This window comes from Variovorax davisae (assembly GCF_030316845.1).
GTDB lineage: Bacteria > Pseudomonadota > Gammaproteobacteria > Burkholderiales > Burkholderiaceae_C > Variovorax > Variovorax davisae.
In genome coordinates this window covers 433,265-452,882 of the sequence record NZ_JASZYS010000001.1, presented here as the reverse complement: position 1 = coordinate 452,882, position 19,618 = coordinate 433,265, and the positions used below count along the sequence as shown (strand labels likewise).

General features: G+C 70.4%; 18 protein-coding genes. 2 read left to right on the top strand and 16 right to left on the bottom strand.

The window, feature by feature from the left end; all coding sequences use genetic code 11:
- Positions 1–48 precede the first annotated feature (48 nt).
- Genes QTI33_RS02225 through QTI33_RS02160 form a run of 14 tightly spaced genes read right to left on the bottom strand, consistent with a single transcriptional unit; the run spans position 49 to position 13,558 of the window.
- Positions 49–1,071, bottom strand: a complete 1,023-nt coding sequence (locus QTI33_RS02225; RefSeq protein ID WP_286504122.1) for a Rieske 2Fe-2S domain-containing protein — start codon at positions 1,069–1,071, stop codon at positions 49–51.
- 40 nt (positions 1,072–1,111) lie between these two features.
- Positions 1,112–1,330: a recombinase-like helix-turn-helix domain-containing protein gene (locus QTI33_RS02220; protein ID WP_286504121.1), complete on the bottom strand. Its 219-nt coding sequence runs from the start codon at positions 1,328–1,330 to the stop codon at positions 1,112–1,114.
- Positions 1,331–1,382: 52 nt separating this feature from the next.
- Positions 1,383–2,531 (bottom strand): FAD-dependent monooxygenase, encoded by a 1,149-nt coding sequence (locus QTI33_RS02215; protein WP_286504120.1) that lies wholly within the window; start codon positions 2,529–2,531, stop codon positions 1,383–1,385.
- A gap of 21 nt (positions 2,532–2,552) precedes the next feature.
- A complete protein-coding gene (locus QTI33_RS02210; RefSeq protein WP_286504119.1) occupies positions 2,553–3,548 on the bottom strand; it encodes a Bug family tripartite tricarboxylate transporter substrate binding protein in 996 nt (331 codons plus the stop codon).
- An 11-nt stretch (positions 3,549–3,559) separates the two neighbouring features.
- Complete coding sequence (locus tag QTI33_RS02205; RefSeq protein WP_286504118.1) at positions 3,560–4,531, bottom strand: VOC family protein; 972 nt, start codon at positions 4,529–4,531, stop codon at positions 3,560–3,562.
- Between the two features lie 13 nt (positions 4,532–4,544).
- Positions 4,545–6,020, bottom strand: coding sequence for an aldehyde dehydrogenase (locus QTI33_RS02200; RefSeq protein ID WP_286504117.1), 1,476 nt, complete (start codon positions 6,018–6,020; stop codon positions 4,545–4,547).
- Between the two features lie 14 nt (positions 6,021–6,034).
- Positions 6,035–6,844 (bottom strand): aspartate dehydrogenase, encoded by an 810-nt coding sequence (locus tag QTI33_RS02195; RefSeq protein ID WP_286504116.1) that lies wholly within the window; start codon positions 6,842–6,844, stop codon positions 6,035–6,037.
- Positions 6,845–6,858: 14 nt separating this feature from the next.
- On the bottom strand, positions 6,859–8,556 hold the full coding sequence (locus QTI33_RS02190; RefSeq protein WP_286504115.1) for a thiamine pyrophosphate-binding protein: 1,698 nt from the start codon (positions 8,554–8,556) through the stop codon (positions 6,859–6,861).
- Positions 8,549–9,388, bottom strand: coding sequence for an SDR family oxidoreductase (locus QTI33_RS02185; protein ID WP_286504114.1), 840 nt, complete (start codon positions 9,386–9,388; stop codon positions 8,549–8,551). The genes QTI33_RS02190 and QTI33_RS02185 overlap by 8 nt, the downstream gene beginning before the upstream one ends.
- A 10-nt stretch (positions 9,389–9,398) precedes the next feature.
- The gene (locus QTI33_RS02180) at positions 9,399–10,247 is read right to left on the bottom strand and encodes an IclR family transcriptional regulator (protein ID WP_286504113.1); all 849 of its coding nucleotides are present in this window, start codon (positions 10,245–10,247) and stop codon (positions 9,399–9,401) included.
- A gap of 28 nt (positions 10,248–10,275) precedes the next feature.
- A complete protein-coding gene (locus QTI33_RS02175) occupies positions 10,276–11,133 on the bottom strand; it encodes an alpha/beta fold hydrolase (protein ID WP_286504532.1) in 858 nt (285 codons plus the stop codon).
- 38 nt (positions 11,134–11,171) lie between these two features.
- Positions 11,172–11,717 carry a cupin domain-containing protein gene (locus tag QTI33_RS02170; RefSeq protein WP_286504112.1) on the bottom strand — a complete coding sequence of 182 codons (546 nt, stop codon included), beginning with the start codon at positions 11,715–11,717 and terminating at the stop codon, positions 11,172–11,174.
- 25 nt (positions 11,718–11,742) lie between these two features.
- Positions 11,743–12,558, bottom strand: coding sequence for an SDR family oxidoreductase (locus QTI33_RS02165; RefSeq protein ID WP_286504111.1), 816 nt, complete (start codon positions 12,556–12,558; stop codon positions 11,743–11,745).
- Between the two features lie 16 nt (positions 12,559–12,574).
- The gene (locus QTI33_RS02160) at positions 12,575–13,558 is read right to left on the bottom strand and encodes a Bug family tripartite tricarboxylate transporter substrate binding protein (protein WP_286504531.1); all 984 of its coding nucleotides are present in this window, start codon (positions 13,556–13,558) and stop codon (positions 12,575–12,577) included.
- Between the two features lie 294 nt (positions 13,559–13,852).
- On the opposite strand from QTI33_RS02160, the gene QTI33_RS02155 reads away from it, so the two are divergent.
- The gene (locus QTI33_RS02155) at positions 13,853–15,160 is read left to right on the top strand and encodes an MFS transporter (RefSeq protein WP_286504110.1); all 1,308 of its coding nucleotides are present in this window, start codon (positions 13,853–13,855) and stop codon (positions 15,158–15,160) included.
- A 31-nt stretch (positions 15,161–15,191) separates the two neighbouring features.
- Positions 15,192–15,938 (top strand): transporter substrate-binding domain-containing protein, encoded by a 747-nt coding sequence (locus QTI33_RS02150; protein WP_286504109.1) that lies wholly within the window; start codon positions 15,192–15,194, stop codon positions 15,936–15,938.
- A 6-nt stretch (positions 15,939–15,944) separates the two neighbouring features.
- Here the strand turns inward: QTI33_RS02150 and QTI33_RS02145 are convergent, their stop codons facing one another.
- A complete protein-coding gene (locus QTI33_RS02145; RefSeq protein ID WP_286504108.1) occupies positions 15,945–16,964 on the bottom strand; it encodes a 2-dehydropantoate 2-reductase in 1,020 nt (339 codons plus the stop codon).
- 2 nt (positions 16,965–16,966) lie between these two features.
- Complete coding sequence (gene alaS, locus QTI33_RS02140; RefSeq protein WP_286504107.1) at positions 16,967–19,591, bottom strand: alanine--tRNA ligase; 2,625 nt, start codon at positions 19,589–19,591, stop codon at positions 16,967–16,969.
- Positions 19,592–19,618 lie beyond the last annotated feature (27 nt).

Here is a 19,618-nt window from a genome sequence, read left to right as displayed (position 1 = left end):
GGGTTTGTCAGTGGGCCGCGCGCCTCGACGTCGCAGCCCGTGCGTTCATCAGGCGCTCGTGCCTTCGAGCTGCTGCTGGGCCAGGCCGCGCAGGTGGCGGCGCAGGCGCACGATGCCGAGGTCGTGCTGGTAGAGCTGCTCGTGCTGGTTGGCGTCGGGCTCCATGTTCTCGATCAGGACGCGGTCCTGTTCGAGCACGTGCCAGTGGCGCGCCTCGAGGCGGTTCTTGTAGAGGAAGCGCCAGGTGTCGCGCTCCCAGCCCTTGGCCAGCTTGCGCACGCGCCAGTGGAAGGCGCACGACAGCGTGGGCGAGATCGGCGTGTAGCTGCCGACGATGATGAAGTTGCCGCCGGGGCCGCCGGTCTTCGGGTACGGGATCTCCAGGCGCATCCAGTGCAGGCCGGTGTCGGCCCACTCGGTCCAGTCGAAGTTGACGTTGCGCTGGCCTTCCTTCTCGAACACGAAGCCGGTGTCGGTCGCGCGGATGCCGAACTTGGCGGTCGAATCGCCCTCGGCCATCGAATGCGACTGCTTGTGCAGGTAGGTGCCGTGCATCGGGTCCATCACGTTGTCGAGCACGTAGCGGTAGTCGCCCTTCCACTCGGCATAGCAAAGGAAGCTCGAGTACTCGTCGTCGTCGGTCAGCTGCTCGGGCAGCACCAGCGGCGGCGGCGTCGCCACCGACTCCTTCGCGTTGTAGAGCCAGACCGCGCCGGCGCGCTCCTCGACATGGAAGAAGCGCGTGGCCTGCGAGCCCTCGAGCTTGCAGCCGGGGCTGCCGGGCACGCGCACGGCGACGCCGTCGCAGCGCACCTCGACGCCGTGGTACGGGCACGAGAGCCGGTCGCCGAGGATCACGCCCTGCGACAGCGGCGCGCCGCGGTGCGGGCAGCGGTCTTCGAGCGCATGCAGCTTGCCGCCGTGGTCGCGCCAGAGGGCGAACTTGCGGCCCAGCCGGCGCAGCGAGACGGGCGATTCCTTGATGAAGCCGGTGGGGCAGATCGGATACCAGAGATCCTTCAAGCCGATCTCGAGCAGCTGGTCGACGGGGTCTTCGCGGGAGGGGGTCATGGTGGGGTTCCTCTTGAGGGGAAAAGAAGCGTCGCGGCGCTCAGGCGCCGAGCGCGGCCATCTCTTCGCGGTAGATGGCCTCGGTCCAGGCCTTGCCGCTCGGGCTCGCGAGACCGCTGTCGTTGAGGCGCTCGACGAGGCCGGCGAGGTCGTGCACACCGGCAGCGAAGGCGCGCTCGATCACGTCGCCGAGCAGGTCCTCGTAGGTGGTGGGGGTGCGCTGGCGCGCCTGGTGGGGATCGAGGTAACGGTCGGTCATGGTTCGCTCCATCGGAAGAAGAGGTTGGTGGGTGGCCATGGGAGGCCTGTGCCTAGGCCGCTTGCGCCGCCACGGGCACCGCCCAGGCGTCGTAGCCGTAGACCCAGTCGGCGTTGCCGCCCTCGCGCAGCCAGTTGTTGCCGCGCGAACCGAGCTGCACCTGGCTGGCGCGCTCGATGCGGGCCAGCTCGTAGCGCTTCAGCGCGGCCGCGGCGTCGCGCATCGACACGCCTTCGAGGTGGCGGGCCAGCACCACGGCATCCTCGATCGCCATGCCGGCGCCCTGCGCCATGAAAGGCAGCATCGGGTGGGCCGCGTCGCCCAGCAGCGCCATCCGGCCCTGGGCCCAGGCGGGCATCGGATCGCGCTCGTAGAGAGCGGTCTTGAGCACCGTGTCGCAGGCATCGAGCAGCGCGCGGGCGTCCGGGTGGTAGGCCACGTACTGCTCGCGAAGTTCGTCGACACTGCCGGGTGCGGTCCACGACTCGAGATGCCAGGTGTCCTGCGGCGTGGTGGCGAAGATGAAGATGTCGCGCCCGCGGTTCAGTGGAAAGGTGACGATCTGGCTCTGCGGATTCGGCCCCCACCACTTGGTGAAGGCGCCGAGGTTCGGCACGCCGGCGACGCGCTCGGCCGGGACCACCGCGCGGTAGGCCACGATGCCCGTGAAGCGCGGGCTCTCGGCGCCGAACATCGCGGTGCGCACCGCCGAATGGATGCCGTCGGCGCCGATCAGCATGCCGACGCGCGCGCTGCTGCCGTCCTCGAAGCGCAGGTCGACGCCTTCGGCGTCCGGCGTGATCGACTGCGCCCGCTTGCCGAGCGCCACGCGTTCGGCCGGAAACATGTCGGCCAGCGCGGCCAGCAGGTCGGCGCGGTGGATCGTGAGCTGCGGCGCGCCGTACCTGGCTTCGGCCGAATCGGCCATCTCGAGACGCGAGGTTTCCTCGCCGCTGTCGTAGGTGCGGCTGATGCGGTGGCTGGGCCGCGCGGCAGTCACGCGGGCCGCCTCGCCGACGCCCAGGCCGTCGAGGGCGCGCACCGCATTGGGCGTCAGGTTGATGTCGGCGCCGACGCGGGCGAACTGCTTCGCCTGCTCGAACACGACCACGTCGTGGCCGGCGCGCTGCAGCGCGATGCCGGCGACCAGGCCGCCGATGCCGGCACCGACGATGCCGATGGTGGATTCATTGCATTGCATGGGAGTCTCCTGGCGTTCTGGCTATTCGGCGACGATGTTCCGGGCCTTGATGATCTTGGCCCAGACGGCGGTTTCGTCGCGGATCGCGGCGGCGAACTCGCCCGGCTTCATCGACGCATCGGTCATGCCCTGCGCCATCAGGCGCTCGCGCACGGCGGGCGCGGCGAGGATCTCGGCGGCGTCCTTGGCGAGCTGCGCGGCGACGGCAGGCGAGGTCCCGGCCGGCGCGAGCAGGCCGTACCAGGAAGTCACGTTGACGCCCTGGATGCCCTGCTCGGCCAAGGTCGGGATCTCGGGCGCGACCGGGCTGCGCTTGGCTTCGGTGACGCCGAGCGCCACCAGCTTGCCGCTCTTGATGAAGGGCAGCGTCGCCGGCAGGTTGCTGAACATCAGCGGCACCACGCCGCCGAGCACGTCGTTGAGCGCCGGCGCCGTGCCCTTGTAGGGCACATGCAGCAGGTCGACCGCCGCCTGCTGCTTGAACAGCTCGCCCGCCAGGTGCAGGCCGCTGCCGACGCCGGGCGATGCATAGGACAGGGTGCCGGGCTTGGCCTTGGCCTGGGCCACGACTTCCTTCGCGTTCTTGAAGCCCGAGGCCGGCGTCGCCACCAGCACGTTGGGGGCGGTCGCGAGCATGGTGACCGGCACGAAATCCTTCTCGATGTTGAACGGGAAGTTCGGCATCAGGGTCGGGTTGATCGTGAGATTGCCGGCTGGCACCACCAGCAGCGTGTGGCCGTCGCCCTTGGCGCGCTTGACCTTGTCGATGCCGATGTTGCCGGCGGCGCCCGCGGCGTTCTCGACCACGGCCGGCTGGCCATAGCGCTTCGCCAGCCCTTCGGAGAGGACGCGCGCCAGCGTGTCGACCGGCCCGCCGGGCGGGAACGGCGAGACGATCGTGAAGCGGTCGCCCGCGAGCTGCTTCTGGGCCTCGTTCTGCGCCTGCACGGCCGTGGTGGCCGCCAGCGCCAGCACGGCGACGCCGAGCAGTCGGGAAAGGGGGATGCGTCGTGTCATTGGCATTGCACTCATTTCTTTTCGGTCAGGAAGGCGCCCTTCGGGCCTTCGGCATTTTTCTGGCGGCGCGTGTGGCCGTCGAGGCCACCGTCGACCGCCCATTCGGCGAACACCGTCGGGCCGGGCTCGAACTCGCGCGGCTGCCACTCGGCCGTCAGCTGGTCTTCGTCGGCGTAGTACTCGATCAGGCCGCCGGCCGGGTTCTTGAAGTACCAGAAGTAGGCCGAGGACACCGGATGGCGGCCCGGGCCGAGCTGCGTCTCCCAGCCCTTGCGCGAGAAGTGCAGCCCGCCGCCGAACACCTCGTGGATGTCGCGCACGGTGAAGGCCACGTGGTTCAGTCCGCGCTTGCCCGACGGCAGTTGCAGCAGGAACAGGTCGTGGTGGCCGCCTTCGGCCGCGCAGCGCATGAAGGCGCCGCGGTTCGGGTAGCTGTCGGAGGCGACGAAGCCGAAGCGGTCGCTGTAGAAGGCGCCGGTGGTCTTCACGTCGCTGACGAAGAACACCACGTGGCCGACCTCGATCGGCGTCGCGCGTTCGTACACCGGCGCGGCCTGGTTGATGCGCGGCTTGGCGTTCCAGGTGTTCATGGCACCGCAGTCGACCTCGACCGCATGCTTGCGGCTGACCTGCAGCCGCACGGCGAGGCCGTTCGGGTCGATGCAGCCGATCCGGCGGGCGCCATCGACTTCGCCTTCGACATAGCCAGGGTCCTGGGCGATCGCTACCGCGTAGCGAGCGAGGTCGGCCTCGTTCTCGACGCCCCAGACCACTTCGCGCAGGGTCGGGCCTTCTTCCATGCCGGGCGGCAGGCCGGGCTTGTCCAACGCCGCGACCACCACCTTGCAGCCGTTGAGGCATTCGAAGACGAGTTGGTCGGCGGCCTCCGACTTGAGCACGAGGCCCCAGTCCTGGAAGAAGCTGCGGCAGACCGCGAGGTCCTCGGCCGCATAGGTGATCTGGTCGATGCCCAGTACGCTCATGATGGTTGTCCTTTCAGTTGGCCCACGGCAGCGGCTGCGCGTTGGTGCCCCAGTACATGCTCTTCTGCTCCATGTACTGGAAGATGCCCTCGCGTCCCTTCTCGCGGCCCAGGCCGCTGTCGCGCCAGCCGCCGAACGGGGTCGAGACCGAGAACTGCTTGTAGGTGTTGACCCAGACCGTGCCCGCCTGCACCGCGCGCCCGAGCCGCCAGGCGCGCTTGAAGTCGCGGCTCCAGACGCCCGCGGCCAGCGCGTAGACGCTGTCGTTGGCCTGCCGGATCAGCGCTTCCTCGTCGTCGAAAGGCATCGCGACCAGCACCGGGCCGAAGATCTCTTCCTGGCTGATGCGGGCGCTGTTGCTCAGCCCCTCGAGGATCGTCGGCGTGTAGAAGTAGCCGCGGTCGAGGCCGTTGCCGTGCGGGCGCACGCCGCCGGTGCGGATGCGTCCGCCTTCGGACACGCCGAGTTCGACGTAGCGCTCGATGCCCTCGCGGTGCTTCGCCGTGATCAACGGTCCCATCTGGGTGCTCTCGGCCGCCGGGTCGCCGACGCGCAGCGCATTGGCGCCCTCGGCCAGCCGGGTCAGGAATTCGTCGTAGATCGAACGCGCGACGAACAGGCGCGAGCCCGCGATGCACGATTCGCCCGACGAGCTGAAGATGCCGTAAAGCACGCCGTTGACCGCGTGGTCGAGATCGGCGTCTTCGAGCACCATGGTCGGCGACTTGCCGCCGAGTTCGAGCGAGACCGGCATCATCTTGTCGGCCGCGATGTGCGCGATGTGCTTGCCCGTCGTGGTGCCGCCGGTGAAGGACACGCGCTTGACCAGCGGATGCTTCGTGATGGCGTCGCCGATCACCGAGCCCTTGCCCGGCAGCACGCTGACGATGCCCTTGGGCACGCCGGCCTCTTCGCAGATGCGCGCCAGTTCGAGCGCCATCAGCGGCGTGACCTCGGCCGGCTTGACCACCACCGCATTGCCCGCGGCCAGTGCCGGCGCCAGCTTTTGCGCCTCGCTCGCGATCGGCGAGTTCCAGGGCGTGATCGCCGCCACCACGCCCATCGGCTCGTGCACGCTCATCGTCACGAAGGGGCCGCGCGAGGGCGTGATCGTGTCTTCGAGCGTCTCGAGCGCGGCGGCGAAGAACTGGAAGGTGCCGGCGGCGCTGGCCACCAGGTTGCGCGTTTCGCTGATCGGCTTGCCGTTGTCGAGGCGCTGCTTCTGGGCCAGCGTCTCGCTCTGCTCTCGGATCAGCTGGGCCACGCGGTGCAGCACGCTGGCGCGCTGGTGCGGCAGCATCTGCGCCCAGCCGCTGGTGAGGAAGGCGTGGTGCGCGCGTTCGATGGCCTCGTCGACGTCGGCCAGGCTGGCGGCCCGCAGGCGCGCGATCGGCTCGCCGGTGGCCGGGTACAGGCTCTCGTAGACGTCGCCGCCGCCCAGGCGCCATTCGCCCGCGATGTTGAGGGGAAGCAGTTCGAAAGAAATCATCGGGGTTCCTCGGTTCAGATCGCCAGCGCCGCGACGCGGTTGCGCAGCGCCCGCACGGCGCTGTAGACCGTCAGCGCGGAGGTCTTGGGATTGGCGGCCAGCGGCTTGTTGCGCATCGTGAGTTCGAAGCTCCCGAAGGCGCCGTGGGCCTCGACCACGTGGACGTTGTCGGCCACCGCCGGATCGGCGATCAGGCGCACCAGCGTGCGGTCCAGGCCGAGGCCGGCGAGCGACACGGTGGCCGCCACGTTGGCGTTTTTCGGGTAGAGCGTGGCCGCTTCGCGCGCGCTCCCCTCGAAGATCACGGTCTCGCGCACCAGGGATGCGAGATCGCGGCCCTGCTCGGCCGGCGTGCCCTTCCAGGCCTGCGGCGGCTTGCGGCCGGTGTAGCGCACTTCGTCGAGGCCGCCGATGCGGGCCGCGGCCAGCGCGTCGATGGCGCCGATCGCACCGGCGATCAACTGCACCTGGGTGCCGCCGGCCAGCGCGGCGGCTTCGAGCCGTTCAGCGAAGCCCGGGGCCGAGAGCGCGCCCACCGAGGCCACGACGCAGGGCGTGCCGCGCTGCAGGGCGGGCAGCACATGCGCCTCGATCGCCGCATGGCCCGCGGCCTCGACCACCAGGTCGATGCCGTCGAGCGGGACGGAAGACACGACCTGCGCGCCGGGCGCGAGCCGCTGCGCCACGGCCTGGGCCGCGGCGACCGCATCGGCCGGCACGACGATCGCCCGGATCTCCAGGGCCGCATCGGCCTGCAGCAGCGCGAGCATCGCGCTGCCGATGGCACCGCAGCCGATGAGCGCCATGCGCGTGGGGGTGGACATGCGAAGGGCTCCGCTCACTTGGCCGTGCCGAGCGCAGGGATCTGCGTGATCGTGTTGGTCGGCGGGCCGGCGAAGCTGCTCTTGAAGCCGCCGATGGACAGCATGTCGATCTCGAGCAGGAAGGGACCGTCGGCGGCCAGGGCCTGGTCCAGCCGCGCCGGCAGGTCGTCCAGCTTCTGCACGCGGGCGTGCGGCAGGGCGATCGACTTGCACAGCAGGTCGTAGTCGGGCGTGTGCAGCTCGGCGTAGCACTGGCGGCCGCCGTACTGCGCGTCCTGGATGTTCTTGATGACGCCGTAGCTCTTGTCGTTCATCAGCACGATCACCATCGGCGCCTTCTCCTGCACCATGCAGGCCAGTTCGCCGAGGTTCAGGATGAAGCCGCCGTCGCCGGCCAGGCAGAAGGTCCGCCGGCCCGAGCCGGTCACGGCCGCGCCGATCGCCGCGCCGATCGCCATCGGCATGCCCTGGCCGATGCCGCCGCCAGTGGCGTGCACGCCAGCGCTGGGTTCGAAGATGCGCAGTTCGCGATTGCCCCAGGTGCTGTTGGAGACGGTCACGTCGCGCACCCAGTTGAAGCTGCGTCCGGCCACCGACTGGATCTGGCGCACCAGCTCGGCATACGGGCCGAGGCCGTCGCGCAGGGTCGCGACCGCCTGGTCGTGGGCGGCGCGCAGGTCGAGCAGCAGCTGGGGATCGGCCTTGTACCCGGCCGCTTCGAGGCGATCGGCCAGGCCTTCGAGCGCCAGCGCGGAATCGCCGCAGACGAAGGCCTCGCTGGCGTAGCAGCGCCCTTCGGCGGCGGCATCGGCGTCGATGCGGTAGAGCGGGCGCGGCAGCTTCAGCTCGTACTTCAGCGTTTCGTTGCCGCGCAGGCGCGAGCCGACCACCAGCATCGCGTCGCAGCTCTGGTAGAGGGCCTCGACCGGCTTCTGGATGTTGTAGGCGCCGAGCGAGCCGGCATCGTCCTCGGGCACCGTGCCGCGGCCCTGGGTGGTGGTGACCACGCCGAAGCCGAGCTTCTGCAGGCGTTGGATCGCGGCCCGCGCGTGGCGGGCACCGCCGCCGACCCACAGCAGCGGCCGCTTGGCCTTGGCGAGGCTCGCGGCCAGTGCGTCGAGGCCGGCCTCCGACGGCACGGCGGCCTCGATGGCCAGCGGCGACAGGTCGGCCGGCATCTGGGTGAGCGCGGACTGGATGTCGATCGGGATCTCGACGCTGACCGGGCCGGTGGGGGCCGTCATCGCGACCTGCACCGCGCGCTTGAGGGTGCCGAGCACGGTCTCGACGCTGCGCACGCGGAAGGCCGCCTTGGAGATGGCCTTGAGCATCGTGAGCTGGTCGGGCGCCTCGTGGATGTAGGACATGCCGCGGTCGATGTACGGCGTCTCGATCTGGCCGGTGATGTGCAGCAGCGGTGCGCCGGCGGTCAGGGCCTCGACCATGCTGCCGGCGATGTTGCCGGCGGCCGGGCCGGTGCTGGTGATGCACACGCCCAGGCTGGCCGTGGAGCGCGCATAGGCATCGGCCATGTTGCCCGCGCCCGCTTCGCCCCGCGCCGAGATGAAGCGGATCGCGCCGCGCTGCGCGAAGGCATCGAGGATCGGCATGTTGTGGATCGAGATGACGCCGAATGCCGCCTTGACGCCGCATTGCTCGAGAAAGGCGGCGACGACGGCGCCGACCGTGACGGTGGGGTTGGGGTTATGCATGGCGGGAATGGCCTCCGGAAATGTCGATGTGGCTGCCCGTCGTATAGGACGCGAGCGGTGAAGCGAGAAAGAGGATCGCGCGCGCGGCTTCGATCGGAAGCCCCAGGCGACCCAGCGGGATGTGCTTGTCGTGGGCGAGCTGGCCGCTCCAGGCGGCCCAGTCGAGTTCGGTCTGCGCCCGGGCCTCGAAGCGGCGGCGCCACTGGCCCGACTCGACCAGGCCGATCAGGATGCCGTTGACGCGCACGCCCTGGGGCGCGAACTCGGTCGCCATCGAGCGCACCAGGCTCTGCAGGCCGGCCCGCGCGGCCGAGGTCGCGACCATGTGCGGCTCGGGCTGGCGCGCCAGCAGCGAGTTGGCACAGACGATCGCGGCATCGCCCAGGGCGGCGCGCTGCGCCACCAGCTGCGGCAGGAAGGCACGGGTCGGATGGATGACCGAGAAGAACTTCAGGTGCAGCTCGTCGCTCCAGGCCTGGTCGTCGGTGTCGGCGAAGGTGGAGACGCGGCCCTGCCCGGCGTTGTTGATCAGCATCGACGCCGGGCCCAGCGCGGCTGCGCTGTCGGCGGCGAAGCGCTGCACCGACGCCGCGTCGAGCACGTCACAGGTGCGGGCGAAGAGGCGCGCTTCGGGACGCGTGGCGAGCAGGCCGGCCAGCGCGCGGTCGAGCCGCCCGGCATCGCGGCCGCACAGCGCCACGGCGGCGCCGCTGTCGAGCAGCAGCTCGACGGTTGCGAGGCCGATGCCGGAGGAACCGCCCGTGACCACGGCCACGCGGCCCGCCAGCGCATCGGCGGCGAACAGGTTGGGGGAGAGTCGGGGTGTCGTCATGGTCGTCGACTCAGGCTGCGAGGTCGCCGCCGCGCAGCGGAATCACCTGGCCCTTGGCGGCCGGCGCGTAGTTGAGCAGGCCGGCGATCTCGTCGGCGGTCTGGCGCACGCGCTGCACCATCTCGTCCATGCGGCTTTCCTCGATGTGGCCCGAGGTGATGGTGGCACCCAGCGCCGCCACGATGTGGCCGCTGTGGTCGCGCACCGGCGCGGCGATGGTCGAGATGTTGGATTCGAAGAAGCCCTCGCCCAGCACGTAGCCGCGCTGGCGGTCGGCCTGCACCATGTCGAACAGCTGGTCGACCGAGACCGGGGTGCGCGGCGAGAAGGACTCGAGCTTGTCTTCCGGATAGAGCGCGCGCAGCTGCACCAGCGTCAGGTCCTCGAGCAGGATGCGGCCCAGCACGGTGGCGTGCGCCGGCAGCCGCGTACCGACCGTGACCGAGCTGGCGAAAGGCGTGGGCGGCGCGACCTTGGCGACGTAGACGATCGAGCGGCCGTCGCGCACCACCAGGTTGCAGGGCGTGCGCAGTTCGTCGCACAGGCGCTGCAGCAGCGGCGTGCCGAGCTGGGTCAGTTCGAGCGAGGCCAGGTATTCGAAGCCGAGCCGCAGCACGGCCAGGCCGAGCCGGTAGTCGCGGCCGCCTTCGGCGCGCTCGAGGAAGCCCATGTTCTCGAGCGTGGTCAGGAGCCGGAACACGGTCGAGCGCGGCAGGTCGAAGCGGCGCGCGAGTTCGGGCGCCGACAGCGAGCGGTGCTCGCGGCTGAACTCGCACAGCAGGCGCAGGCCGCGCTCCAGCGCCGGCACGTTGTAGCGGTCCGCGCCCTCTTCGATCGATTCGATGTCGTTGGTTGCCATGGTGTCTCTTTGTTGGATCTGGGATCGGTCAGGCGGCGAGCGCGTCGCGCAGCAGGGCCGCCACGGCTTCCGGCCGCTCGACGTAGCTGGCATGCCCGGCGTCGGCGATCAGCTCGAGCACAACGCCGCACCGGCGGGCCGCCTCGGCGCAGCCGGCCGGCGGCGTGACGACGTCGAGCGCGCCGCAGGCCACCCGCACCGGCATGGCGGGCGGCAGGTCGGCCAGCAGGTCGCCGCCGCACAGCAGTTCGATCGCCTGCCGCAAGCCGCCCTCGTTCAGGCGCGCCATGTTCCAGCGCACCCATTGCCGGGCCTGTTCGCCGGCGCCGGCCGACAGCAGCCGGGTGTCGGCGCGCGCCGCCATGCCGGCGATGCCGGCCCCGGACAGGGCTTCGGTGCGCTGCGCATGCACGCGGCGGCGCTCGTCAGCGCGTTCGGGCGCGCCGTAGCCGGCGGCCGGGCTGATCAGCACCAGCCGGGCGATCCGCGCGGCCAGCGCCGAGCCCGGCCGCGCCGCCGACGCCGCGGTCAGGGCGCCGAGCGAATGGCCGACCAGCGTGCAGCGGTCGATGTCGAGTGCGTCGAGCATCGCGCCCAGCCGCTCGGCATAGTCGGCGGCCCTGGGCAGCGCGGGCGCCAGCGGCGTCGAGGCGCCGTAGCCGGGTGCATCCCAGGCCAGCACGCGGGCCTGCGGCGCCAGCAGCAGGGCCGTGTCGAGCCAGGAGGCGGCGCCCGAGCCGATGCCGTGCAGGCAGACCAGCGCCGGCCCGCTGCCGCATTCGCGCACCGACATCCGGCCGCCGTCGCGCAGCGCCACGGCGCGCGCGGGGAAGCACGCATCGAGGCGCGCCAGTTCGGCGGGCGGCGGGGTCGCGGCGGGGTTCATGGCGGCGGTGCTCACGGGCGGGTGCTCGATGCCGGAGGTCAGCGCTTGATCTTGGCCAGCGGATGGTCCGCCGGGTAGGTCGGCGTCACCGGCTTCTTGGCGCCGAGCATCACGCACATCAGCGCGTCTTCGTCGCCGATGTTGATCTCTTCGCGGTAGACACCCGGCGGCACCGAGATCAGGTCGCGGTCGGTCATGATGGTCTCGAAGCGCTCGCCGTCCTTCTCGATGACGACCTTGAGCTTGCCGCGGATCAGGAAGAAGACTTCCTCCACGTCGGTGTGCAGGTGCGGCGGGCCTTCGTGGCCGGCCGGGATCACCATGGTCGAGAAGGTGAAGCTCTCGGCCGGCACGGTGTTCACGTCCTTGGCGACGCCGGTGCCGCCGGTGCCCACGTAGCGCATCTGGGCGCGGCGGAACTTGGGATCGAAGTCGGCCTGGAACTTGAGCGCGTCCCAGTCGTACTTGCGGGTGGCATAGCGCGCGATGCGCGTTTCCATCCACTGCTGGAGGCTGCTGCCTTCGGGCTGCGCCAGGGTGTCGGCGGCGCCGTCGATCTTCTGTTGTTCGGACAAATCGCTCATCGGGTTTACTCCTTGGTCGAAAAAATCAGTGCATCACGAAGCCGCCGTTGACGGCGAGCAGCTGGCCGGTCACGAAGCGCGACAGGCCGGAGAGGGCAAAGAGCATCGCGCCGCAGACGTCGGCAGCCTGCTGCTCGCGCGGGATCGCGCGGCCTTCGAGGTATTTCTGGTGGCGCGCCATCGGCACGTATTCGGTGGCCTCGACCAGGGTCAGGCCGGGCGCCACGGCGTTGACCGTGATGCCCTCGCCGCCCCACTCGCGCGCCAGCGAGCGCGTCATCGAGACCACGGCACCCTTGCTCGACGCATAGGCCAGCAGGTTCGGCGCGCCCCACAGCGCGGTGTCCGACGCCAGGTTGACGATCGCGCCGCGGCCGCTCCGGGCCAGCGCCGGCTGGCAGGCGCGGCTCATGAGCCAGGTGCCGCGGACGTTGACGGCCATCACGCGGTCCCACATGTCGATCTCGAGCGCATGGGCGTCGCGGCCGCCGGAGTTGGTGATGGCGGCGTTGTTGACCAGGCCGTCGAGGCCGCCGAGCGCGGCGACGGCCGCTTCGGCGCAGCCGTCGATCGAGGCCAGGTCCGACAGGTCGACCCCCAGCCCATGGGCGGTGAAGCCGGCCGCGCGCAGCGCCTCGGCCTCGGTCTGCACCAGGTCGGACAGGATGTCGGCCATCACGACGGCGCCGCCGGCGGCCGCGATGCACTTGGCGAACGCCAGGCCGAGGCCGCGCGCCGCGCCCGTGACCAGCACCTTGCGGCCGGCCAGCAGGTTGGCGGGCAGTTCCGCAAGAAGGGTTTGCAGGCTCTGCTGGTCGGGGGTGCCGCTGGGCTGGGTCATGTCGTGCTCTCGATGCTCAATCGGCCTGGATGCCGAGTTCCTTGATCACGCGGCCGAAGCGTTCGAAGTCGGCGGCGTTGGTCCTGGCCAGGGTCTCGGGCGTGCCGCCCAGCGGCAGGGCGCCGAAGACCGCCATCTTGGCGGCGACATCGGGCATCTTGAGGATTTCGTTGAAATGGCCGTTGAGCGTCTTCACGATCTCGGGCGACAGGCCCTTGGGACCGAAGATGCCGTTCCAGGCCACCACCTCGATGTCCTTGTAGCCCAGCTCCGCCAGGGTCGGCACGTTGGGCGCGAGCGGCGAGCGGGCCCGGTCGGCCACCGCCAGCGGCGTGACCTTGCCGCTCGGCAGGTACGGCGCGATCGGGCCGTAGGTGACCACGGTCAGCGGCACATGGCCGCCGAGCACGTCGTTGATCGCCGGCGCGACGCCCTTGTAGGGCACGTGCTTGATGCTCAGGCCGGCCGACTTGTTGAACATCTCGCCCAGGATGTGCATCGGCGAGCCGCTGCCGGGGCTGGCGTAGGACAGGTCGGGGCTGCGCTGGGCGGCGGCCACCATGTCCTTCAGGTTCTTGGCGCCGCTGCCGGGCCCCGAGACCAGGAACAACGGCATCATCGCGGTCTGGATGATGGGCGTGAAGCCGTTCACCACGTCGTAGCCGGCGCCGGCGCCGGTCTTGAGCACGATCTGGGCGATCGAGAAGGTGCTCGGCGCGACCAGCAGCGTGTAGCCGTCCGCGGGCGCCTTGGCGACGAAGCTGCTGCCGATGACGCCGCTGGCACCGGGGCGGTTGTCCACCACCACCGGCTGGCCGACCCGCGCCGAGAGCTTCTCGGCAAACAGCCGGGCCAGCGCATCGGTGTCGCCACCGGCCGGATAGGCCACGACGAGGGTGATCGGCTTGGTCGGCCAGGCCTGGGCCCAACCGGGGCCGGCGGCGCCGGCGGCTGCGGCGCAGAGCGCGAGCGCCAGCAGTTGGCGGCGGGTGTTCTTGATCATCATGGGAGGCGATTCCTTGGCGGTGGGGAAATGTCGCTCTGTTTCACTAATGAATCACTGATTTAGTAATGAAACGATGGACGAAGAATAGAACGTGAAACCTCGATGAAATATAGGTAAAAACCCTATGTTTCATTGGGAAACATGCGGCGGTAGCACCGCAGCCCTGAGCACGACCTGACCTCTCGGGGCGGGACATACCCCGAGCGCAAGGACGGCTGATCGACAGCTTGGCCTCCTACGATGGACGGACCTTGCGGCCACCGGGCCGCAGATCCGCAGGAGACATCCATGAGCACCGCCACCCTTGCCAACGTCCCTCCGGCGCCGCCGGCCAGCGCCTCCAAGCTCGGCGCCGTGCTGCGCGTCACGAGCGGCAATTTCCTCGAGCAGTTCGACTTCTTCCTGTTCGGCTTCTATGCCACCTACATCTCCAAGGCCTTCTTCCCCGCCAGCAGCGATTTCGCCTCGCTGATGCTCACCTTCGCGGTGTTCGGCGCCGGCTTCCTGATGCGGCCGCTGGGCGCCATCGTGCTGGGCGCCTACATCGACGAGGTCGGCCGGCGCAAGGGCCTGATCGTCACGCTGGCGATCATGGCCAGCGGCACGGTGCTGATCGCCTTCGTGCCGGGCTACGCGACCATCGGGGTGGTGGCGCCGGTGCTGGTGCTGCTCGGCCGGCTGCTGCAGGGCTTTTCCGCCGGCGCCGAACTCGGCGGCGTCTCGGTCTACCTGTCGGAGATGGCCACGCCCGGCCACAAGGGCTTCTACACCGCCTGGCAGTCGGCCAGCCAGCAGGTCGCGATCGTGCTGGCCGCAGCGCTCGGCTTCGCGCTCAACGAGATGCTGTCGCCGGCCGTGCTGGCCGACTGGGGCTGGCGGATCCCGTTCTTCGTCGGCTGCATGATCATTCCCTGCATCTTCGTGCTGCGCCGCTCGCTGCAGGAGACCGAGGCCTTCCAGGCCCGCAAGCACCATCCGACGACGCGCGAGGTGTTCCAGTCGATGGCGCGCAACTGGCGCGTGGTGCTGTGCGGGATGCTGCTGGTCGCGATGACCACCACCACCTTCTACCTGATCACGGTCTACACGCCGACCTTCGGGCGCACCGTCCTGCACCTGAGCGCGCGCGACAGCCTGGTCGTGACCCTGCTGGTGGCCGTCACCAACTTCATCTGGCTGCCGATCGGCGGCGCCCTGTCCGACCGCATCGGGCGCAAGCCATTGCTGCTGGCGGTCACGCTGCTGGCCTTCTTCACGGCCTACCCGGCAATGCACTGGCTGGCCGCGGCACCCAGCTTCGGCCGCATGCTGGACGTGCTGCTGTGGTTCTCGTTCCTGTTCGGCATGTACAACGGCGCCATGGTGGTGGCCCTTACCGAGGTGATGCCGGTCGAAGTCCGGGTGGTGGGCTTCTCGCTGGCCTACAGCCTGTCGACCGCGGTCTTCGGCGGCTTCACGCCGGCGATCTCCACCTGGCTGATCGAGACCAGCGGCGACAAGGCGGCGCCGGCCTGGTGGCTCAGCGTGGCCGCGGCCTGCGGCCTGACGGCGACGCTGATCCTCTACCGCAAGGGACGGCGGCCCTCGGTGGCCTGACCGGGCCTGCGCTGCGGCAGAATCCGGGGCGATGAGCACTCCCCTCGCCCCGGCCGTGGTCTCGGCCCTCACGCCTTCGGGCGCCTTGCGCGCCTCCATCAACCTCGGCAATCCGATCCTGGCGAACCGGGATCCCGCCAGCGGCGAGCCGGCCGGCGTCTCGATCGACCTGGCGCGCGCCTTCGCGCAGCGGCTGGGCGTGGCGCTGGAGCTGGTCGTCTTCGAAAAGGCCGCGGCCTCGGTCGATGCGGTCCGCGCCGAGCAGGCCGACATCGGCTTCTTCGCCATCGACCCGGCGCGCAGCGAAGGCCTGCGCTTCACGGCGCCCTATGTGCTGATCGAAGGCAGCTACCTGGTGCCGGCGGACTCGGCGCTGCAGGGCAACGACGAGGTCGACCGCGCGGGGCAGCGGATCGCGGTCGGCAGCGGCAGCGCCTACGACCTGTTCCTCACGCGCGAGATCCGGCAGGCGCAGATCGTGCGCGTGCCAGGTGCCCAGGGCGTGATGCAGAGCCTGCGCGCCGGCGAGGTCGACGTGGCGGCCGGCATCCGCCAGGTGCTCGAAGCCGAGGCCGCGCGCGACGCCGGCCTGCGCCTGCTGCCGGGCCGATTCATGGTGATCCAGCAGGCCATGGGGACGCCGGCCTCGCGCGGCGCACCCGCGGCCGCCGCGCTGGCCGATTTCGTCGAGGAGATGAAGGCCGGCGGCTTCGTGGCCGAGGCGCTGGCGCGGCACCGGATCCAGGGCGCCAGCGTGGCGCCGGCCGCCGCGTCCTGAGGCGCGCTACAGCCCCAGCTGCGTCAGCAGTTGCCGCGCCGGCCAGCGTTCGCGCCGGGCCGGCCAGGCCTCCACCAGCTCGACCATCCGCGCATTCAGCGGCGCCTGCATGCCGTGGCTCTGGGCCAGCCGCACCACCTCGCCGCTGAGCACGTCGATCTCGGTGCGCCGGCCCAGCGCCAGGTCGTCCGCCATGCTCGAGCGCGCCTGGGCGTCGATGCGCAGCATGCGCGCCGCGACCAGCCTGAACAGCGGCGTCGGCAGCCGCAGGATCGGCGGAATCCGCGCCGGCGGCACCGCGCCCAGCTGGGCCGGCGTGATGCCGGCGCGCCCGAGCACGGCCAGCGCCTCGTCGATCAGCGCCGCGAAGCAACGCCGGTAGCCGCGCTCCAGCAGTTCCTCGCGCAGCGGCAGGCCCGACAGCGCGTTGACCGGATTGTTGAGATTGAAGAGCAGCTTGCCCCACTGCACCGGCAGCAGGTCGGCATGCAGGTCGATCGGCACCCCGGCCCGTTCGAACACCGCCACCCACGGCCGCAGCGCCGCATCGTCCCGGGCCGCCAGCCGTCCTTCGGTGCCGCGATGGAAGGCCGCGGGCCCGACTTCGGCCACGTTGTAGGGGACCATGGCCGGCAGCACCCGCAGGCCCGGCCCGGCTTCGGCGGCGACGCGCGCGTTGGCCACGCCGTTCTGCAGCGACAGCACGGGCGTGCCGGCCGGCAGCGCCGCGCCGAGTTCGGCCGCGGCTTCGGCGGTGGCGCCGCTCTTGACCGTGAGCAGCACCAGCGCCGGGCGGATATCGGCAGGGACGCGTTCGTAGAGACGCAGCTCGGCTGGCGGCACATGGGTGCGATGGCCTTCGAGGTCGGTCAGCGTGAGGCCCTGCAGCGCCAGGGCACCGAGCACGCGCGGCCGGCCGACGAAGCCGACCCGGACCCCCGACGCCGCCAGGCTGCCGCCGATGAAGGAGCCGATGGTGCCGGCGCCCATCACGAGGATGTCGAGCGCCGCGTCGTCGCCCCCCATGGCTAGAGGCGTTCCGCGACCCAGCCCTGCACCGACTTCAGCGCCGCCGGGACGCCCGTTGCATCGGTGCCGCCGGCCATCGCCATGTCGGCCTTGCCGCCGCCCTTGCCGCCGACCTGCTGGGCGACGAAGTTGACCAGCTCGCCGGCCTTCACGCGGCCCATGGTGTCGGCCGTGACGCCGGCCGCGATCTGGACCTTGCCGCCGTCGACCGCCGCCAGCACGATCGCCGCGGTCTTGAGCTTGTCCTTGAGCTTGTCCATCGTGTCGCGCAAGGTCTTGGCGTCGGCGCCGTCGAGCTTGGCGGCCAGCACCTTGACGCCGTTGACATCGACCGCCTGCGCCAGCAGTTCGTCGCCCTTGGAGGAAGCCAGCTTGCCCTTGAGCGCGCCGACCTCTCGCTCCAGCGCCCTCACCTGCTCCAGCACCTGCGCGAGCCGGCCCTGCAGTTCCGAGGCCGGCGTCTTCAGCGTCGCGGCCGCGCTGTGCACGGTGGCCTCGAGCTGCTGCAGATAGGCCAGCGCGTTGGCGCCGGTGACCGCCTCGATCCGGCGCACGCCGGCGGCCACGCCGCCTTCGCTGGTGATCTTGAAGAGCCCGATGTCGCCGGTGCGCGCCACGTGCGTGCCGCCGCAGAGCTCGCGGCTGCTGCCGATGTCGAGCACCCGCACCGTCTCGCCGTATTTCTCGCCGAACAGCATCATGGCGCCGGTCTTCTGGGCCGACTCCATGTCCATCAGCCGGGCCTGGGTCGCCTGGTTGGCGAGGATCTCGGCATTCACGCGGCGCTCGATCTCGAGGATCTGCGCGGGCGTGACGGCGGCGTTGTGCGCGAAGTCGAAGCGCGTCTTGTCGGCGTCGACCAGCGAGCCCTTCTGCTGCACGTGCTCGCCCAGCACCTCGCGCAGGGCCTTGTGCATCAGGTGGGTGACGCTGTGGTTGCGCATGGTGGCGGCGCGGCGCTCGGTGTCGACGCGGGCCGTGACCGCGTCGCCGACCTTCAGCGTGCCCTGGGTCTGGGTGCCGTGGTGGCCGAACACGTCGGCCTTGATCTTCTGCGTGTCCTCGACGCCGAACTGCAGGCCTTCGGCCGCCAGCGCGCCCTGGTCGCCGACCTGGCCGCCGCTCTCGGCGTAGAACGGCGTGGTGTCGAGCACCACGATGCCCGGCTGGCCTTCGTTCAGCTGCTGCACCGGCGCACCTTCGAAGTACAGCGCGACCACGGTCGCCTTCTCTTCGAGATGCTCGTAGCCCGTGAAGACGTTGCCGGCGCCGCCGTATTCGACGGCGCGTTCCATCTTGAACTTGCCGGCCGCGCGGCCGGCGGCCTTCTGCTTTTCCATCGCGGCATTGAAGCCGGCCTCGTCGACCGCCACGCCGCGCTCGCGGCAGACGTCCGCCGACAGGTCGAGCGGGAAGCCGTAGGTGTCGTGCAGCTTGAAGGCGACCTCGCCCGGCAGCAGCTTGGCACCGTCGGCCAGGGCGGCGTCGAGGATCTCCATGCCGTTGGCCAGGGTCTCGAAGAAGCGCTCCTCCTCGGCCTTCAGGGTGGCGGTGATGCGTTGCTCGTCGGCGCGCAGCTTGGGGTAGGCATCGCCCATCAGGGCCACCAGGTCGGGCACCAGCTTGTGGAAGAAGGGCTTCTTCTGGCCCAGCTTGTAGCCGTGGCGGATGGCGCGGCGCACGATCCGGCGCTGCACGTAGCCGCGGCCTTCGTTCGACGGGATCACGCCGTCGGCCACCAGGAAGGCGGTGGCGCGGATGTGGTCGGCGATCACGCGCAAGCTCTTGTGGCCCAGGTCTTTTTCGCCGGTTTCGCGCGACGCGGCCTTGATGAGGGCGTCGAAGAGATCGATCTCGTAGTTGCTGTGGACGTGCTGCAGGATCGCAGCCAGGCGCTCGAGGCCCATGCCGGTGTCGACGCAGGGCGCCGGCAGCGGCTTGACGCTGCCGTCGGGCTGCATGTCGAACTGCATGAACACGTTGTTCCAGATCTCGATGTAGCGGTCGCCGTCCTCGTCGGGGCTGCCGGGCGGGCCGCCGGCGATCCCGGGGCCGTGGTCGTAGAAGATCTCGCTGCACGGCCCGCAGGGGCCGGTGTCGGCCATCATCCAGAAGTTGTCGGACATGTAGCGGCCGCCCTTGTTGTCGCCGATGCGCACCACGCGCTCGGGCGGCAGGCCGATCTCCTTGGTCCAGATGTCGTAGGCCTCGTCGTCCTCGATGTAGACGGTGGCCCAGAGCTTCTCGGCGGGCAGCCGGTAGACCTCGGTCAGCAGCTCGAACGCCCACTTGAGCGATTCGCGCTTGAAGTAGTCGCCGAAGCTCCAGTTGCCCAGCATCTCGAAGAAGGTGTGGTGGCGCGCGGTGTAACCGACGTTCTCGAGGTCGTTGTGCTTGCCGCCGGCGCGCAGGCAGGCCTGGACCGAGGCGGCGCGCACGTAGGGGCGGCGGTCGCTGCCGAGGAACACGTCCTTGAACTGGACCATGCCGGAGTTCGTGAACATCAGGGTCGGGTCGTTGCCCGGCACCAGCGAACTGGAGGGCACGACGGTGTGGCCCTTGGTCGCGAAGAAATCGAGGAACGACTTGCGGATGTCGGCGACGCTGAAGGTGGGCTGGCTCATCTTGGGTTTTCGCTTGTGCAACGGCGG

What these genes read in the sequence shown, in the direction of transcription:
- QTI33_RS02145 (WP_286504108.1), bottom strand. Translation starts at nt 16,964, where the DNA reads ATGGGGGGCGACGACGCGGCGCTCGACATCCTCGTGATGGGCGCCGGC.
- QTI33_RS02210 (WP_286504119.1), bottom strand. Translation starts at nt 3,548, where the DNA reads ATGACACGACGCATCCCCCTTTCCCGACTGCTCGGCGTCGCCGTGCTG.
- QTI33_RS02180 (WP_286504113.1), bottom strand. Translation starts at nt 10,247, where the DNA reads ATGGCAACCAACGACATCGAATCGATCGAAGAGGGCGCGGACCGCTAC.
- QTI33_RS02200 (WP_286504117.1), bottom strand. Translation starts at nt 6,020, where the DNA reads ATGATTTCTTTCGAACTGCTTCCCCTCAACATCGCGGGCGAATGGCGC.
- QTI33_RS02170 (WP_286504112.1), bottom strand. Translation starts at nt 11,717, where the DNA reads ATGAGCGATTTGTCCGAACAACAGAAGATCGACGGCGCCGCCGACACC.
- QTI33_RS02175 (WP_286504532.1), bottom strand. Translation starts at nt 11,133, where the DNA reads ATGAACCCCGCCGCGACCCCGCCGCCCGCCGAACTGGCGCGCCTCGAT.
- QTI33_RS02155 (WP_286504110.1), top strand. Translation starts at nt 13,853, where the DNA reads ATGAGCACCGCCACCCTTGCCAACGTCCCTCCGGCGCCGCCGGCCAGC.
- QTI33_RS02195 (WP_286504116.1), bottom strand. Translation starts at nt 6,844, where the DNA reads ATGTCCACCCCCACGCGCATGGCGCTCATCGGCTGCGGTGCCATCGGC.
- QTI33_RS02225 (WP_286504122.1), bottom strand. Translation starts at nt 1,071, where the DNA reads ATGACCCCCTCCCGCGAAGACCCCGTCGACCAGCTGCTCGAGATCGGC.
- QTI33_RS02165 (WP_286504111.1), bottom strand. Translation starts at nt 12,558, where the DNA reads ATGACCCAGCCCAGCGGCACCCCCGACCAGCAGAGCCTGCAAACCCTT.
- alaS (WP_286504107.1), bottom strand. Translation starts at nt 19,591, where the DNA reads ATGAGCCAGCCCACCTTCAGCGTCGCCGACATCCGCAAGTCGTTCCTC.
- QTI33_RS02185 (WP_286504114.1), bottom strand. Translation starts at nt 9,388, where the DNA reads ATGACGACACCCCGACTCTCCCCCAACCTGTTCGCCGCCGATGCGCTG.
- QTI33_RS02220 (WP_286504121.1), bottom strand. Translation starts at nt 1,330, where the DNA reads ATGACCGACCGTTACCTCGATCCCCACCAGGCGCGCCAGCGCACCCCC.
- QTI33_RS02150 (WP_286504109.1), top strand. Translation starts at nt 15,192, where the DNA reads ATGAGCACTCCCCTCGCCCCGGCCGTGGTCTCGGCCCTCACGCCTTCG.
- QTI33_RS02190 (WP_286504115.1), bottom strand. Translation starts at nt 8,556, where the DNA reads ATGCATAACCCCAACCCCACCGTCACGGTCGGCGCCGTCGTCGCCGCC.
- QTI33_RS02215 (WP_286504120.1), bottom strand. Translation starts at nt 2,531, where the DNA reads ATGCAATGCAATGAATCCACCATCGGCATCGTCGGTGCCGGCATCGGC.
- QTI33_RS02205 (WP_286504118.1), bottom strand. Translation starts at nt 4,531, where the DNA reads ATGAGCGTACTGGGCATCGACCAGATCACCTATGCGGCCGAGGACCTC.